A 17718-nucleotide genomic window follows, 5' to 3' on the forward strand; every position below is an offset into this window, starting at 1 on the left:
AGAGCACCATGAAAAAAAATATATTTAGTTTTTTATTACTACTGATTGTTTCATTAGGATACGGACAGATTAAAACCCTTAAAGCAGTTCCATCAGTCATTGGCGGCGGTGGTGATGGGAATACTTATCCATGGTTTATTGATCGTGATAAAGACGGATTTGGAGATCCTAATTTAAGCATTTTAAGACCTACTAAACCAAATGGTTATGTATGGAATGATTTTGATTTAGATGATAGTACCCCGTATATTACTGATGTAACCCCTACCCTATATTTTTGTCAGGATATAGATGGGGATACTTTTGGGAATCCAAATACAGGAAGGTTATATAGCATAAAGCCTCCGGGTTATGTACCGAATGGTTTAGATTGTGATGATAAAAATGGAGCTTTGACACCCAATACTGTTTGGTATCGTGATGGCGATCACGATGGTTTTGGTACCGGTTCAATTACTACAAAAAGCTGCTTGCAACCTACAGACTATGTGTCTAATGCAAGTGATTATGATGATGGCAATGGAGCGATTACCAATATACAGCCACAAACTTTTTACAGGGATTATGATACCGATACTTTTGGAAGCCCAACTGTGACCGTATATTGTAGTGTAAAACCTGCCGGTTATGTAACCAATAATCTAGATTGTAATGATGGAAATATCGCAATAAACCCCAATACAGTTTGGTACAGAGACGTAGATGGAGATAATTTTGGAATTCAGGGAGACAAAGTTTTAAGCTGTACAAGACCCGCTGGATATACAGACAACGGAGATGACTGTGAGGATTCTGATGGCGATTTAAATCCCAATACTGTTTGGTATCATGATGGTGATCATGATAATTTTGGTACAGGTACTGGTTCTCGTTATGGATGTTATCCTCCCCTTAATCATGATTATGTACTAAAGGGAGGGGATTGTGATGACAAAGACATTACTGTACATCCAGATGTAATGTGGTATCGTGATGTAGATGGTGATGGTTTTGGTTTAAGCACCAATTTTATTAAAAGTTGTACAAAACCAGGAGGCTATGTTCTTTTGTCTGGAGATTGCGATGATGGAGATAAGTTCGTAAAACCAAATACTATTTGGTATTTTGATAACGATGGCGACGGACATGGCACTAGTTCGCAAACGAAACAAAGTTGCACAAAACCAGAAAAATATGTTGATAAGGCAGATGATTGTTATGACTATGATATAACTGTATATGAAGTTGCTATTTGGTATCGTGATGAAGATGGCGATAGTTTTGGCAATGCAGCAGACGCCATTTCAAGTTGTAAGAAACCCTACAAGTATGTACTAAACAAATCCGATTATGATGATACTACAGGAAATATCACCAATATCCAACCGCGAACTTTCTATGAAGATTATGATAAAGACACTTTTGGGAATCCAAACGTAAGTTTGTACTATAGTCTTCAACCTACGGGTTATGTAACCAATGCCAGTGATTATAATGATAGAACTGAGTTTATTACCAATATCCAACCGCGAACTTTCTATGAGGATTATGATAAAGATACTTTTGGGAATCCAAACGTAACTCTTTACTATAGTCTTCAACCTACGGGTTATGTAACCAATGCCAGTGATTATAATGATAGAACTGAGTTTATTACTAATATCCAACCGCGAACTTTCTATGAGGATTATGATAAAGATACTTTTGGGAATCCAAATATAAGCCTTTACTATAGTCTCCAGCCTACAGGATATGTAGCTAATAATACCGATTGTGATGATAGTAAAGGCGAGCTAAACCCTAACACAAAATGGTATGCAGATAATGAACCCGATGGTTTAGGTGATCCCTTAAATTATATACAACAATGTACAAAACCTCCCGGAAATTATGTCGCCAACTACTCGGATAATTGTCCGTCTGTAGCAGGAACAAGTCCAGACTGTAGTAGTTTGGCATCTCCTTCATCAGACTACAATTATGTTATAACTACGACTTATAAAGAACCTACTGGAACTATTTTGCAGAATCCATCTCCTGAAAAAGCGTTAGTGAATATTACGTATTTTGATGGACTGGGAAAACCGGTACAACAAATTGCCAATAAGCAATCGACAGAAGGAAAAGATATTATAACGCATATTGGCTACGATGATTTTGGCAGACCAACAAAGGAATATCTGCCTTATGCTTCAACTTCTGGTAATATGACTTATGATGGAAATGCTGTAACAAATGCCATCAATTTTTACAGTACAGAGAAATATGAAAATACGGCGAACCCTTTTTCTGAAAAGAAACTAGAATCATCCCCCCTAGGCAGAGTCTTAAAACAAGCCGCACCGGGAACCGATTGGGCTATGGATAGCGGTCACGAAATCAAAATGGCTTATCAAACCAATACAGCTACAGAAGTAAAGTGGTATCGAGCAACCACAAACTGGAATGCCGGATCGGGATTGCATGATATTACCTTCTCTGAGGATGGTACTTATGCAGCCAATGAATTAATAAAAACCATTACTTATGATGAAAACACTTCCGCAAGTCCTACCGAAACAGCAGGAAGTACTGTTGAGTTTAAAGACAAAGAAGGAAAAGTAATTCTAAAAAGAACCTACGAATCAGGAACTAAACACGATACGTATTATGTGTATGATACGTACGGAAACCTAACCTATGTAATTCCGCCTAAGGCTGATGGAACCATAAATCAGGAAGTACTTGACGGATTGTGTTACCAATACAAACATGATTATCGCAATCGATTGGTCGAGAGAAAACTACCGGGCAAACAATGGGAGTTTATTGTATATGATAAACTGGACCGACCTGTTGCCACAGGTCCTGCAAATTCCCCTTTTAAAGACGATACAGCAGTGGGTTGGTTAATTACTAAATACGATGCTTTTGGTAGACCGGTTTATACGGGTTGGCTAAATTCTACTGCGAATGTTTCGAGCCGAACCAGTATGCAAAATGCTCAAAATACTGCCACGGTTTTGTTTGAGACCAAACAGACTTCGGGTGCAATAGATGGAATTGAGGCATATTATAGCAATACTATTGCCCCTACTGGTTTTAAACTCCTAACGGTTAATTATTATGATAATTATGCATTTCCTAATATGGGAACCGCTCCTACCACTATAGAAGGTCAAACGGTTTTGGCTAATGTCAAAGGTCTCGCAACCGGTAGTTGGACAAGAGCGCTTAGCTTGGCATCTGTAATTTCGGGAGAAACTAACGTTACCTTTTATGACAGTAAAGCCAGACCAATAGGCAGTTATTCCCAAAATCATTTGAGTGGATATACCAGTACTGACAGTAAACTTGACTTTAGCGGAAAACCAATATATACCATAACCAAGCATAAACTCATGAGTGGTAGTACTGAACTTACTGTAAAAGAAGAATTCACCTATTCTGCGCAAGATCGTTTGCTCACACATACCCACCAGATAAATGGTGGTGCAATTCAGCTATTGGCAGACAATACCTATGATAAATTGGGACAACTGACCAGTAAAAAAGTAGGGAACAATAGTGGTATGCCTTTGCAAAAAGTAGATTACAGCTATAACATTCGCGGCTGGATGACTGAGATTAACAAAAAAGCCAATTTGCAACAAGATACTGACCCAAGAGATTGGTTTGCTTTTGCGATAAACTATAACAAGCCTACCACTAATACCAGTGTTAAACCGTTATATAATGGCAATATAGCCGAAACATTCTGGCGATCTAACTCTGATGGTACATTCCGTTCCTATGGGTATCAATACGATGATCTAAACCGATTGAAAAAGGCTATTTACCAAAAACCAGGGGAAAATATTCCAGTTTCGGGTGCTTATAATGAGAGTTTGAGTTATGACAAGAATGGTAATATCCTGTCTCTGCAAAGATTTGGTGGTAGCGATGCGCCTTCAATCATTTTTCAGATAGATGATTTATTGTATGATTACAGTAATGCGAACTCTAACCAACTTACGAGAGTAACCGATGGTTCAATGGGTAATGACAATCAGGGTTTTATAGATGGAAATAAAACGGGAGATGACTATAATTATGATGCCAACGGGAATATGATTACGGATAAAAACAAGAACATTACCGGGATTGTGTACAACCATTTGAATCTTCCTACTAAAATAACATTTGGAACTGGAAATTCTATTGCATATATTTACAACTCAGTTGGGCAAAAACTTGAAAAAAAGGTAACTGATAACGGTATTATTACCCTGACTAAATATTTGGGCGGGTATCAATATAAAGACAATGTGTTGCAGTTTTTCCCAACGGCGGAAGGTTATGTAGAGCCTAACGGAAGTTCTTTTAAATACGTGTTTCAATACAAGGATCATTTAGGAAACGTACGATTGAGCTACAGTGATGCCGATAAAAACGGAACCATTACCAATGCTGAGATTATCGAGGAGAGTAACTACTACCCTTTCGGTCTCAAACATAGTGGGTATAATTCTGTGGTGACTTCCACCAATCCAGGGCAAAAAAAGCTTTTCCAAAGCCAGGAACGTCAGGATGAATTAGGACTAAATTGGGACAGCTTTAAATACAGAAACTACGATTTTGCTATAGGTAGGTTTATGTCTATCGATCCGTTGACTGAAGAATATTCTGATTGGTCTCCATATGTGTTTAGTGGAAACAGAGTTGTTGATGCGGTAGAACTTGAAGGAAGAGAACCTGAAGATTTTCGTTTTAGACAAGCCCAGATAGCCAAAGGAGGCGTTCAAGCCAGAGCAGAAACAGATAATAGTAGTGCCAATCAGGCTGTATTTCAAACTGCAGTAAGGGTTATGACTCCTATTGAAGATATTTATAGTCTTGTTACAGGGAAAGATTTTGATGGAAATGATGCAAATAGAGCACAAGCCGGAATGATGATTTTGATGACAGCTACACCTGTAAAAGCTGAAGTTAAAGAAGGTATTATTATTGCGGAGCATGGGGCAGAATCTGCCGTAACTAAAACAGAAAGCAAAACTTATCAAACCTATACTAAAGAACATCCTACAGAAGGAACATATTCTGGTAGAACAAGCGGGACTGGTAAGCCTGAGGCGAATGTTAGAGCTAGAGACGCAAACCACCACATGAATGATAAAGGTTATGGTCCAGCTAAACTGGACAAATCTTCATCTAGTTCAGATGCTATTAGAGGAAGAGAGCAACAAAATATTAATAATAATGGTGGTGCTAAATCAGAAGGAGGAACATCGGGTAATGCCATAAATGGAATAGGTCCTAAGAATCGAAAAGCAGCACAATATGAAGCAGCTGCTAAAAAAGAATTTGGGAATTAATAAAATATTTGAACAATGAATAAAAGACAAAAAATAACGACTGGTTCGATATTAGAAATAAATATTGAAAATAAATATTATGTTTATGCACAAATACTATCCAATGGGGATGGGATTGTTTTTTTTGATTACAAAAGTCCTAGTCCACTAAAGGATTTTTCAATACTGGAAAACAAACCAGTTCTGTTTATTATTACAGTTTATAATGATGTGATAACAAAAGGACATTGGTTAAAAGTTGGTAAGTTGGGAATAAGAAAAGAGTTTGAAATTTTACCTTTGAAATTTATCCAAGACGCTCAACATCCAGATAGGTTCGAGTTTTACAATCCCAATACTGGGGACATTACACCTACAACAAAAGATAAGATTAAAGGATTAGAAAGAGCAGCTGTATGGGATGCCAATCATGTTGAGGATAGAATTAGGTCTCATTATGAAGGGACAACAAGTATTTGGATGAAAGAAGATTTAGAATTATTTAAAGAATAAGTTATAATCTAAAACGAAAAAAGCCCCAAATTGGGGCTTTTTTATTTAACATCATTCAGTACGCCTGAGAGTGCATCTTTTAATTTTTTCTTTCGTGCAAAAGCACCACAATATGAAGCAGCTGTTAAAAAAGAATTTGGGAGATAATTAAAATATTTGGATAATGAATAAAAGACAAAAAATAACGGTAGGTTCAATACTTGAAATAAACATTGATGATAGATATTACGCTTATGTACAAATTTTAGATAAAGGAGGTTATGCTTTTTTTGATTATAAAAGTGAAAAACACTTGACCGACTTATCTATACTACAGGAAAAGCCTATTCTATTTATAGTTGGTGTATACGAAGATGTTGTTAAAAAAGGGCATTGGTTAAAAGTAGGTAAACTTGATATAAGACAAGAACTAGAAATCCAACCGATGCAATTTATCCAAGACGCTCAACATCCTGATAGATTTGAGTTTTATAATCCTAACACTGGGGATATTACACCTACAACAAAAGATAAAGTTAAAGGGTTAGAAAGAGCAGCTGTATGGGATGCCAATCATGTTGAGGATAGAATTAGGTCTCATTATGAAGGGACAACAAGTATTTGGATGAAAGAAGATTTAGAATTATTTAAAGAATAAGTTATAATTTAAAACGAAAAAAGCCCAGAATTGGAGCTTTTTTATTTAACATCATTCAGTACGCCTGAGAGTGCATCTTTTAATTTTTTCTTTCCTGCAAAAGCACCACAATATGAAGCAGCTGCTAAAAAAGAATTTGGGAGATTATGCCACAAATTATTTTAATGGGAATTAAAAAATAAAAATTATGAAAAAGATAATTGAAAAGTATTCAGAAATGCCTAAAAATCTATTCAAGAGAGTATTTATTACATTCTTATTTGGCTATATCCCTTTTGCGATTTTGCACATTATTTTAAACATAACTGAAGTTATACCTGTAAATTTTAATGGCAAAGAGGTTTATGGAATAAAGGGAATTATTATTCTTGTACTATTCATTCCATTCGTTGTTTTAATAGTGTCATTTTTTGTTTGGTTGTATTTTATTTTTGGAAATCTAGTCTTAAGAATAATTAAAAAAATGTTTTATGAATAAGTTGCTTATAGGACTTATGGTTCTGTTTAGTTTAATAAATAATAATTTGTATTCTCAAGATACTATAAAAACAGAATTTTATAGTATTAAAGTACCTGAAAAGACATCTGTAAAAACGTTTGCTTCTACTCACGAGAAATTAGCAAATATTGATGCTTATCAGTTTATTGTTAATGAAAAGCCTAAATATATCTTGTATTTAATGTCAAATAAAACAAACAAAGAAATAGTATCTGTTAATATTGATAACTATAAAGACTATTTATTTGATTTAGGAGATTTGAAAATATTGGCAGTAGAGGATTTAAATGAAAAGATTAAGATCTATTTTACTTACATTGATAAAGAAAATATAAAAGGGATTATATATGTCTCAGTAAATAATGATATTTTAAATAGATTTGTTTTTTTACTTCCAAATGAAAATGCTAAAGAAATTTTTCAAAAAGAAATTGATAAATTAGTAAATAGCGTTGTAGAAATTAAAAACCATTGGGGAAATGTTTCAGATTAGGTGTTTTTACAAAAAAAAAGTAATTACCTGAAAATGAATATGTATTTAAAAAAAACGAATAAAACAGAGGTGATCAACAGGTCACCTCTTCTATTCCAATCGCGGAGGATTATGTAGAACCTAACGGAAGTCCTTTCAAATACGTGTTTCAATACAAAGACCATTTAGGGAATGTTAGATTGAGTTACGGGGATGCCAATAACGACGGAGCCATTATCAGTGCTGAGATTATCGAGGAGAGTAACTACTACCCTTTCGGTCTCAAGCATAGTGGGTATAATTCTGTGGTTACTTCTGCAAATCCAGCAGGAAAGCGCCTTTACAACGGAAAAGAATTGCAAGATGAACTGGGGCTTAACATGTACGACTATGGCGCACGTAATTACGACCCTGCTTTAGGACGTTGGATGAACATTGACCCGAAAGCTGAAGAAAGTAGAAGATTTAGTCCTTATGTTTATGCTAATGACAATCCTGTATTTTTTATTGATCCTGATGGGATGTCTGCGGTTGAAAATGGTGACCCAACATATTTGTTGCAATCTGTTAATTATAATAAGAAAACAGGTAATTATACAATAAAGGAAAATGTTTCTGTAAGTAACTCAAATTCTTCTACTCAAGTAAATGCATTTGGAGCAAAAACAGAAGTGACTAATACAACAAATACAAGTGCTAATTTTACTACTGTAATTAATTCTAAAGGAGAAATTGTAAGTAAATCGAATACTGTTGAAACAACTAAAACAACGACAGAAAGAGATACTTCAAATGTTTTTGATTTAGGAAAAGTAACATGTTCTGAAACAAAAACATCGTCTGATAAAAACTTAACAGGTCCATTGGCAACAGCTTTTTCGGGAAGTGTAGATGGGATGAAAGATTTAGTAGTCCCATTAAAAAATGACCAGCAAAAATTTAGAGAGACTACATCAGACGTGCCAGGTGCAGGCGATGGTACTACCGGAGGTTTTGGTAGATTAGGAGAATCATTAATAAACTATGCTCGTGGAACTGCCAATCAGTATTCATCAGCGATTACAAAATCTAATAATGGTAAATTAGGAAGCAATGATTTTAATAATGCAGGATATATAAATTATTCTAAAGCATTAAATATAGTAGGAACAACACTTAATAAAAAGTAAAAAAAATGGCAAGAGAACCTTTCGCAGCGAAACTTACCTCAATTTGGATAGGAGGATTTTTCTTTTGGATTATAAAAGGATTTAAAGGGAACATAAGTGAACAATACACTAAAGAATGTGAGAATAGAAATGTTTGGGCAGGTTATATAATAACATTATTATTCGCATGTATTGTTGGATATGTAATACTTAATGAATAAAAATTTTAAAACAAAATGACCCAGCTGGCGCGAGTATCTCGCTCCTGAACACAAGCAAAACCAATAAAAAAGCCACTTCATTACGGAGTGGCTTTTTGGTAATGCATCAGATATGTGGTAATGTATAAGATATGTTGGTGGTTAATTATACTACTCCGCTGACAAAAGCAGAACGAAAAGAATTTAACAAAGCTCGAACTGAATATTGGAAAAGCAAATTTCCTAAAAAATAGAAATATGGATATAAATATATTATGTAAAGATTTATTAGAAGAATTATATAAATTTTCAAGTGATGTTATAACTTTTGGGAAGCCAATAAATGATGATAGATTAGAAATTTTTGAAAAAAGCATTGGGATTTTTATTACCAACAGATTTTAAAAATATTTTAAAAAAGCATAATGGAATTTCTATTCTTGGGAAAGAAATTCTCGGTTATGATAAACAATTCCAAAGTTCTTCTTTAGAACAAATTTATCAGTTTGAACATTTTGAAGTAGCAAACAAAATGCCTCCTGAATATGTTCCGTTTTCACCTGATGGCAGAGGAAATCATTATTGTTTAGATTTATCAAGATACGATAATGGCATAAGTCCAATTGTATTTTGGCAATGGGATTTTCAATATGATAATGCAAATGAAATCGAAACTTGTAATAATAGTTTTATTGAATGGATCAAAGAAGTGATGATTGAATGGACACTTGAAGATTATAATTATGATGGGTCTGAAAAGTAAAATAAAAAATAAATCATAGCGTTTGCAACGCGGTTAAAACAAATAAAGCCACTTCATTACGGAGTGGCTTTTTACTTTTATAGAGTTATTACATTTTTGGTAATGTATCAATAGTGTGGTTTTTGTTATTTTGAATATTATAAGATTGATAATGAATACTTATTAAATAAAGTTTAGTTTAAAAGGATGAGTATAATGCTCATCCTTTTTATTTTTAAGCGCTAAAATGCTTTTAAATTGAATAAAATGAAACCTAACACTAGAATTTAAAACAAGCATTAGGTTTTATTTTTTAATAATAAGGTATTTATGCCCCTTCATTTGGTCTGTCAGAATCAGATTCGTTATCTTTTTCTGCTGCATAGGTGGATTGGCGAGTTGCTGTTTTGGAACCGCTAGCATAAATTTTTTCTATTTCTTTATTGTATGGTTCCCAATTCCACTTTGTTGGATTACTAACAGTTTCCTCTTGTGGTCTTTCTAAAAAATTTGTCGCAAATACTTTCATTGAAAATTATTTAAAGGTTTGATTGTAAATATATTAAATTATTTTTAATTGCATCTGTAATTTTTAAACCAGTTAAATCTTCAATCCAAAGATATTGTCCACTAGGATTTATTTCTAAAAAATACCAAGTCCCATCTTTTGATACAATAAAATCCAATGCTCCATATATTAAATTAAATTCTTTCATCAATATATAAATTTTGGCTTTTATATTATCTGGTGGTGTTATTATTGAATGTGGTGTATTAGCTAAATCATATCTTCTCCAATCAGTTTTTGCAATTTCTGATTTTTGAGAATCAATTTTACAAACAAAATGTTCATTCCCTACAACAGTATAACGAACCTCGAAATCTTTTTCAATATATTTTTGCAAAAAAATTGGATTTTCTTCTTCTTCAGAAAACTCTAAAAGCTTGCTATAAGGAATTATATTTACATAAAAACCTACAAATTGATTATCTTCAATTTTATAAAAATCTTGATTCAAAAGTTTCAACACAACTTGTTCATGTTTTTTACCAAACTCTAAAATTTCTTTTTTATCATTTGAAAGCAAATAATCTGGAACTTGAAATCCAATATCTTCAGCAACTTTTAATTGAAAATATTTGTTTTCAGCTTTATGGTTTTTACGATAATAATTTAACCATTTAACATCTTTCAAATAAAAATAGATTCCTAATAATGTTTTATTCCATTCGTTTTTCCAGATATTAAATTTATAATCTTTATCCTGTTCATCAAGCATTAACTGAACAAAAGTTCTTCTATTCCAAACACAATCTACTTTATCGATGGAAATATTACCGTCCTCTGTTTTTATCGACCAAGTTTTATTTTTGAATGTAACGATTGTTTTTTCTAATGAACCTGTATCCAAATTAAATCTAAAATATTCAATATTATCTTCTTTTAGCTTGCTTATCAAAACATTTGCATGAGCATCATTTTTTTCCGTTAGAATAAGAATCATTTATATCAGTTTTTTAATGAGTTATTTTATTTATTAAAAAAAATTTGATATAAATATATAGCAAATCATAATTAATGTAATATATTTTTTAATAAAATTAAAACTTTACATCATTCTAACCAAATTTAGTTAGATGTAATATCACTAAAATTAGTTATTGATTAAATGATTCTTTTAACTTATATTGCCTTTAAAAATTTTACTGACAAAAATAGAAATGAAGGTAATGTATCAGATATGTTGGTGCCCCACTGGTGCTCGATTGCATCAAGTACCTACTTAAAAAAGAACAAAACCAACAGGAACGTAAAATATTTTATATGATAAGTCAAGAAACAGTTATAAATTTTTTTAAAGATTTAAAAGAAGCAAATGATTTTAATTCTAATGAAAAATTGCTTTGGGGCTATTTCTTCTTAGATAGCAATAAAAAAAAGCTTGAAGATTTTTCTTTAAAGCTTGAACAGCTTGGATATAGGTTCAAAAATATTTTTGAAGCAGAAAAGATTAATGAAGGAGATAAAGCAGAATATTATCTTCACGTTGAAAAGATTGAACATCATACAGTAGACTCTCTATATGCTTTAAACAATATTTTTTATGATTTGGTAACAGAAAACAATATTGATTTTTACGACGGTTTTGATGTTGGCAGTATTATTAGTTCAGAAAATATAAGGTAGTGTTTCAGAGTTAGTGATATGCGATTTTACATTTCTAAGGTACTAAAAAAGAACAATAATTAAAAATAATTTAGATAAAGGATAAAAAGAAGAAACCTCGCGAAAATACGAGGTTTTTTATAGATCTATTAGTTTAAATTCTTTAGTCAACCCTGAAAAATCTTTATTGGTAACGACTTCAATACCATATAGAAAATTGTAATTAGGTACTTTTTTAATGTTTTGCCCATCAATACACAAATGCAAACTAGAAACTAATTGTGTGCCATAACGTTCCAGTTTTATAATTGCGCCAGAACAATGTTTTAAGTAACTGTCTAAGGCAAAAGGAGGTTCGTTTTTCATTATACGAAAAGGCTTTTCTGGGAATTAATATATCTTTTATAAAAGGCTATTTCCCCTTTAGTAATTTTTCCAAATATTCGACTTTATCTTTCTCGGCTTGAACTAAACGTTCGTAAAGTTCAACGACTTTATCTAACGGGTTAAAGTTACAAGTATCTTGGCGTCCAAAATTATTATTTGCAATAGCTTCATTAAAAGTATTGAAATAATTAATCACACCTTCATCTGAAAAGTTTTTAATTGCTTCAACTGTAACGCCCAGCGCCTTTGCAACTTCCGCAAGCTTTTCATCTTCTATTGTTTCGCTATTCTCCATAGCGGATATTGCCTGTTGGTTTGTTCCTAAAGCCTGTGCTAAAGCTTCTTGTTTCATGTCTCGGAGTTCGCGAATACGGCTGATTCTTCGCCCTATATGATTTGGTTTTTCTAATGTGCTCATAGCTCAAAGATAATAATTAAGAATAAAAAAATAAGCAATATGTAAAAAACATATTCAATTCATTACGATACATTCAAAAATGATTCTGTGAGAAATATTATCTTTTTTACTTGCATGTAATAAACAAAAATACAAATTAAAAAAAGTGTTTAACATCTAAAAAGTAAAATATATGAATTGGTTTATATTATTAAAGCGATATAGGAAATTTCAAATCTGGACAAATGAGCTTCGACGTAAAGTATCAGAGTATCTTGAAAAATTATTAATCCAATTGAAAAATGAGTAACTATGGAAACCAATAATATTAAAACCAAACAAGAATTACATGAACTAGTGAGTGCGCTTTTTACAACATTAACACCTGATAAACAGAAAAAGGATTTATATGCCGTATCATTTACTGTTTATGATTACAGTCACTTAATGCTTATTATCTCCGACCTTATAAGTCTTTGCGTGCGCGCCATAGAGGATGAATCTGAGCGCGGTTCTGATTCTAAGGAAAATTCAAAAGTCAATATCGTACAAATATTGAATATTGCAATTGAGTTACTTCCCATTGATGAAGCTGCATTTTTAGACAAGTCACGGGAAATATTTTTAAAGGAAAACAGTAATCATGTCCCTGAAAATCAAAATTCCTAACGAAGAATTTTATGTAAAAGTGAGTCCTCCTGAAATAGGTTGACACAAAAGTTAACTTATTTCAGGACAATACATATTTAGAAAAATATAAAGCATAAAAAACTCCTTAATTTTTTAAGGAGTTTTTTGGTAGGGTCATACGGAACTGTTTACGAACCATTTCTCGCAAGATTTGAAGAAGCTTGCCGTCGGATAGTTGCTGTGTAGACATATAATTATTTATATTGAAATTATTAGAACACCAGAATAACTAGAGCAAGATTCTATAAGTGTTACTTTGTTTTTGTATTGACTTTAATGCTATTTTGTAGCTCTGTTTTTGAAGATATATATCTTGTACTTAATAAGTTTTCGACTAATTCAATTTCAAAATCAGTTTTACCAATTTCGGGTCTCTTCCCTTTTTGGGCAATAGTTGAATAAGGAATAGGTAACAATACTAATAATTCATCAATATTCGGTTTAGAAAAGTCTTTAAAATAAATATTAAATATTTTCAGTCTATTACCAATATGCTTGGCTTTAGAAAATAATTTTTTGATAAATGTATATCCTATCTCAATTTTAGGATTGCTAGATAGTGTCTCACACACTTTATCTGATGTTTCAACCTTTTCAATAATTAATGCATTATCAACTTTTAAAATTATTTCAATCTTTTGTTTGTTAGAAAATGAAGCTGAGTCTAAAATAAGAAATAAATCTTCACTATCTATTTTATACTTTTCAAATTCAGTAATATATTTTTCTGGATTTTGGCATAATAAATCAATATGTTGGTTTGCAAAATACTCTCTTAAAAGATTGTAATTTTCAAGGGTAAGATTTAATACACTCTTGACAAGGCACTTTACTTTAAAAGATGATAGATTTTCAAATGATAGTTTATTTCTTGTGTAATGAATGCTTTTAATTAAATAAGAATAAGCTTCATCATTCAGATTTTCACAAAGCATAATTTTTTCTCTAAACATTAAGTAATCTGTATCTGTTGCAACGCTTATGGGACTTTTTGAAAGCTCCTCATAATTCTCTTTATGATTAAAGAATTTTATTAATGCATCATCCATTTTCTTCTCATTATCTTGAAAATATTTGAATAAATTATTCCATATTGGTTTGACTTTTAAAGAACCAAAAAGAATCTCTGGAACACTCGACCCTTTAACTAAAGTAATGTCAGTTATTTTAGTTTTAATTTTATTTACTAAAGCAACAATGTTTTTTGAAGAAACATTTGGATTATTTAGTAAATCAATATATTTATCCTCACTTTCAAAACAATTATTTGGCAGTTTTAATAATACTTCTGACAAATAGAAATCTATCATTTCTTCAATATAATTTTTAAGCTCTTTACAACTAGAATTTTGAATTGTAGTATAATTGGATGTTTCAATTTGAGAAATATCTTGACTGCAATAATCCAAAATAGTATATATATTTGTTAGATTGATGACATAAGATTTGTTGCTATAAATAGAGTTAAATAGTTCCTTATTAACATTTGGATTTTCAATAGTAATAAATTTAATGTTCAACTCTTTAATTATTTTTTCTATTTTACCTAGTGCGATTTCATCATTAATAAAACTAAAAAAATCACTTTTTGATTCAATATAATCAATCAGATCAGAGTTCTCACTCTGTAATTTAATATCTTCTAAATCAGTGTATTTAAAAATTAATTTTAAATACTCATATTTTTTTTCATCTGTAAGTAAGCTTACTCTTTCTATATAGCCCCAAAAGTTGACCCAATTTTTACATAATAACTTTATAAACTCACCTTTGCATTCTCCTTGATTGACATATCCCTTTACAAAATTGAACATATCTTCTTTTTCATTTGATAATTGCTTAAAAATTGAATTTATTTTTGTTAAATGGTTTGCTTTATTATTTAGTAAATAATCCAGTAGACTATAGTTTAAAATAGCTTCTTTTCCAAAATCATTATCTGATATTTTTTTTATTAAGTTTTCTAGTTTATTTAATTTGAAATCATATTCAGTATTCATTTGACTTTTTACATTTTGTAAAAATTCCCAATCTTGTTTTGTAATACTCCCTTCATGAAAATATGAGATATAGTCGTAGTAATTTTCATCTATAAAGCCATTAACCAATAAATAAGAAATAAGTTTTTTGTTTTTTATATCTGAAGTAGAGAAAATACTTGAAACTGTTATTGAATTGAGTATCTGTTTCAATGACCAACTTCTTATTTCAATTTTTTTAGAATTTAATTTTTCTATTTCTTGTTTTAACTTATTCACTTTATTATTTTCCTTACTATATATGAAATCTTCTCTTTCATCGTATGTATATTCGGAATTTACAGCATCTTCAATATTGCCAAACGATTTATCTATTGTATTTTCAGTTAATTGAAAACTATATCCGTTATGGCTATAATAATATTTATACCATAATTGAGGTACAGACTTTAGTAACTTAAAAGTTTTATTTTCAATTAGTTCTGAAAAACCATAATCAACATTATTCAATTTAATAGAAACTGCATCAGGTATCTGCTTAATTAATTCCTGAATGTAGATAGCTCGAAGTTCATTTATATCACTAATTAGTTCATCTTCTATATCCGTTATTTGCTTTTTAATTTCAAGCATAGATTTATCCAGAGCAGTTGTTTTTTCTTTTATATAGTTCGGCTTTTCAATGATTAATTTATAGATACTACCTTTTCCATTATGTAAATCTGCAAAATCACCAGGGCATAAATTTTTATAAATAATCATTGCAAAAAGATTATTTTGATTTAACCTTTCTCCTAAATTATCCTTGTACAAAGAATATTCATTACAGATATTTGTTAATAATCTCATGTCTTCAATAAATATTGAAACATCATCTATAAAATCTTCTGTTGGTATATTTATTGTATTTAATCTTTTGAGTTTGTTTTTAATAATCTCATTAGAATTTGATGGATTTATAATTGGTATTACTGGAATAATAAAGTCGAAAAACTTTGTTCTATCTTTATCTTGAAACATATTATCTCTAATAGCATATAGAAAAACAATTTTTCTACCTATTTGTTTAGAACCATTTATTAAATTATTTAGTTCTCTTAATTTGGTAAATATTTCAGTATCATCAAATCTATCTAAATCCTCTATTATAACAGTATTGTATTTAGTTACTTCAAAAAAATAAAGTATTTCATCCAAATGATGATTCAATATTGATTTATCATTATTGTCTCCAATTTCAATATCGGCACTCTGTATATTTAACTTATTGAGTTTTGAATTATTAAATACTCTAACAAGTTTTATTGAAAGATAATATAATCCCAATAAACTAATAACGAGTGATGTATACTTAAAATATGAACTATTTAATACATTGTTAATTTCAGAGAAATCTTTGTTAACCTCATTATGTTTGAATATGTATACCAATGACAAACTCCAAATAAAAAAGAGAAATGAATTAAATATGATTTTCTTATTGTTTATATTTTTAATTCTTTTAAACCTTGAATCAGGAATATCATTATGTTTCTCCTTATAAAAAATTTGTTGAAGAATACTTAATTCAATAAGTCTATTTACATTTTCATCTTCATCAGGTTTTGGATTAACAATATCTTTAAATGATGCTAATGATATATTTAGATAATCATACTCTGTGTAATTCTTTTGGAAAGTCTTTATAATACTGCTTTTACCTGAACCATAAGTTCCAGTTAGAGCAATATTTTTTATATCATCATTCATCAATGCTTCTTTAAGAGCAATAAAGTAAATCCCTTTGTTAATAGCATTGTCAATAGGTGTTAAAGCTTCAAATCTATTTGATTGGCTTGTAGTTTGACTATATTCCAGTTTATTGATTAACTTAGTTAAGTGTAAATTAATTTTGATCAAAATACTATATGCAAAACTTCTTTTTATCATGTGTGATTTTTATCAAAAATAGTAAATATAATTATTAAGTTTTTTTTTAATTAAAAATCGAATCCCAATTAAGGAGCTGGGTTTTTCTCAATTCAAAAGTCATATTAATATGCAAATTACAAGAACAATGACAACCAATTTTCAATTTTAAGTTGCGACAAGAAATAAAATAGTATAACAAGAAATTTAGGAAGTCTATAAAACCTTCAAAGGCTACAGCTTCTTCTGCACCATTATTTATGATGATAATATCTTTTGGAGAGCTACTAGTTTTGAAATAGGAATTTCGGATTTCATAGCCTCCGGAATTGTTCTTAAAACCAATTTAAAAGTACGTTTTGCCATTAAGTTCGTAACGGACTTCACGACAAAATTAGTCTGCAATTTCAATCAGGATTTTTCTTTCTTGAAGGTATTGCAAAAAGATGGTGAAGTAAGCGGAAAATCTATCAGTATTTTGATTTTATTTTCTGTACTGAAGCAGTCGTTTGAATATTCAATCTTTGGCTGATGAAGAGAAAAACTAGCAGTATTAAATTTTTGTAAAAACTCACGAACAGTACAGTCATGATAGAGTATGCCAAAATCAATAAGATTATCTCCTTTTCCTACCTCCTATTATTTACTACATAATTTCTTTCATGGAACACTTTTTTATAAAAGTATC

Annotated in this window: 16 protein-coding genes; 10 read left to right on the forward strand and 6 right to left on the reverse strand. The window is 30.7% G+C overall.

The window, feature by feature from the left end:
* Window positions 1-8 precede the first annotated feature (8 nt).
* The 8 genes from OZP08_RS00695 (at window position 9) to OZP08_RS00730 (ending at window position 9523) form a co-directional block, all read left to right on the forward strand.
* Window positions 9-5312: a DUF6443 domain-containing protein gene (locus OZP08_RS00695; RefSeq protein WP_281322742.1), complete on the forward strand. Its 5304-nt coding sequence runs from the start codon at window positions 9-11 to the stop codon at window positions 5310-5312.
* Window positions 5313-5327: 15 nt separating this feature from the next.
* Entirely contained in the window at window positions 5328-5804 is a 477-nt protein-coding gene (locus OZP08_RS00700; RefSeq protein WP_281322743.1) for an Imm26 family immunity protein, read from the forward strand.
* 163 nt (window positions 5805-5967) lie between these two features.
* Window positions 5968-6441: an Imm26 family immunity protein gene (locus tag OZP08_RS00705; protein ID WP_281322744.1), complete on the forward strand. Its 474-nt coding sequence runs from the start codon at window positions 5968-5970 to the stop codon at window positions 6439-6441.
* Between the two features lie 187 nt (window positions 6442-6628).
* Window positions 6629-6919 (forward strand): hypothetical protein, encoded by a 291-nt coding sequence (locus OZP08_RS00710; RefSeq protein ID WP_268847844.1) that lies wholly within the window; start codon window positions 6629-6631, stop codon window positions 6917-6919.
* Window positions 6912-7433, forward strand: a complete 522-nt coding sequence (locus OZP08_RS00715) for a hypothetical protein (protein WP_268847845.1) — start codon at window positions 6912-6914, stop codon at window positions 7431-7433. Before OZP08_RS00710 ends, OZP08_RS00715 begins: the two co-directional genes overlap by 8 nt.
* A 143-nt stretch (window positions 7434-7576) precedes the next feature.
* The gene (locus OZP08_RS19710; RefSeq protein WP_432419625.1) at window positions 7577-8581 is read left to right on the forward strand and encodes an RHS repeat-associated core domain-containing protein; all 1005 of its coding nucleotides are present in this window, start codon (window positions 7577-7579) and stop codon (window positions 8579-8581) included.
* A 5-nt stretch (window positions 8582-8586) separates the two neighbouring features.
* Window positions 8587-8781: a hypothetical protein gene (locus OZP08_RS00725; RefSeq protein WP_268847846.1), complete on the forward strand. Its 195-nt coding sequence runs from the start codon at window positions 8587-8589 to the stop codon at window positions 8779-8781.
* A gap of 343 nt (window positions 8782-9124) precedes the next feature.
* A complete protein-coding gene (locus OZP08_RS00730) occupies window positions 9125-9523 on the forward strand; it encodes an SMI1/KNR4 family protein (RefSeq protein WP_281322745.1) in 399 nt (132 codons plus the stop codon).
* 307 nt (window positions 9524-9830) lie between these two features.
* On the opposite strand, the gene OZP08_RS00735 is transcribed toward OZP08_RS00730, so the two are convergent.
* Window positions 9831-10031 (reverse strand): hypothetical protein, encoded by a 201-nt coding sequence (locus tag OZP08_RS00735; RefSeq protein ID WP_268847848.1) that lies wholly within the window; start codon window positions 10029-10031, stop codon window positions 9831-9833.
* Window positions 10032-10041: 10 nt separating this feature from the next.
* Window positions 10042-11007: an MvdC/MvdD family ATP grasp protein gene (locus tag OZP08_RS00740; RefSeq protein WP_281322746.1), complete on the reverse strand. Its 966-nt coding sequence runs from the start codon at window positions 11005-11007 to the stop codon at window positions 10042-10044.
* 320 nt (window positions 11008-11327) lie between these two features.
* Between OZP08_RS00740 and OZP08_RS00745 the strand changes: the two genes are divergently transcribed.
* A complete protein-coding gene (locus OZP08_RS00745) occupies window positions 11328-11690 on the forward strand; it encodes a ribonuclease E inhibitor RraB (protein WP_281322747.1) in 363 nt (120 codons plus the stop codon).
* Between the two features lie 117 nt (window positions 11691-11807).
* Here the strand turns inward: OZP08_RS00745 and OZP08_RS00750 are convergent, their stop codons facing one another.
* Complete coding sequence (locus OZP08_RS00750) at window positions 11808-12035, reverse strand: hypothetical protein (protein ID WP_268847851.1); 228 nt, start codon at window positions 12033-12035, stop codon at window positions 11808-11810.
* A 46-nt stretch (window positions 12036-12081) separates the two neighbouring features.
* Window positions 12082-12474 carry a helix-turn-helix domain-containing protein gene (locus tag OZP08_RS00755; RefSeq protein WP_268847852.1) on the reverse strand — a complete coding sequence of 131 codons (393 nt, stop codon included), beginning with the start codon at window positions 12472-12474 and terminating at the stop codon, window positions 12082-12084.
* Window positions 12475-12765: 291 nt separating this feature from the next.
* On the opposite strand from OZP08_RS00755, the gene OZP08_RS00760 reads away from it, so the two are divergent.
* The gene (locus OZP08_RS00760) at window positions 12766-13122 is read left to right on the forward strand and encodes a hypothetical protein (protein WP_268847853.1); all 357 of its coding nucleotides are present in this window, start codon (window positions 12766-12768) and stop codon (window positions 13120-13122) included.
* 272 nt (window positions 13123-13394) lie between these two features.
* On the opposite strand, the gene OZP08_RS00765 is transcribed toward OZP08_RS00760, so the two are convergent.
* Together OZP08_RS00765 and OZP08_RS19750 are read right to left on the reverse strand one after the other, a co-directional pair.
* Window positions 13395-17051, reverse strand: a complete 3657-nt coding sequence (locus OZP08_RS00765) for a YobI family P-loop NTPase (RefSeq protein ID WP_281322748.1) — start codon at window positions 17049-17051, stop codon at window positions 13395-13397.
* Between the two features lie 46 nt (window positions 17052-17097).
* Entirely contained in the window at window positions 17098-17376 is a 279-nt protein-coding gene (locus tag OZP08_RS19750) for a DUF8464 domain-containing protein (RefSeq protein WP_489886167.1), read from the reverse strand.
* Between the last annotated feature and the right edge of the window lie 342 nt (window positions 17377-17718).

This window comes from Flavobacterium aestivum (genome assembly GCF_026870175.2).
GTDB classification, from domain to species: Bacteria; Bacteroidota; Bacteroidia; order Flavobacteriales; family Flavobacteriaceae; genus Flavobacterium; species Flavobacterium aestivum.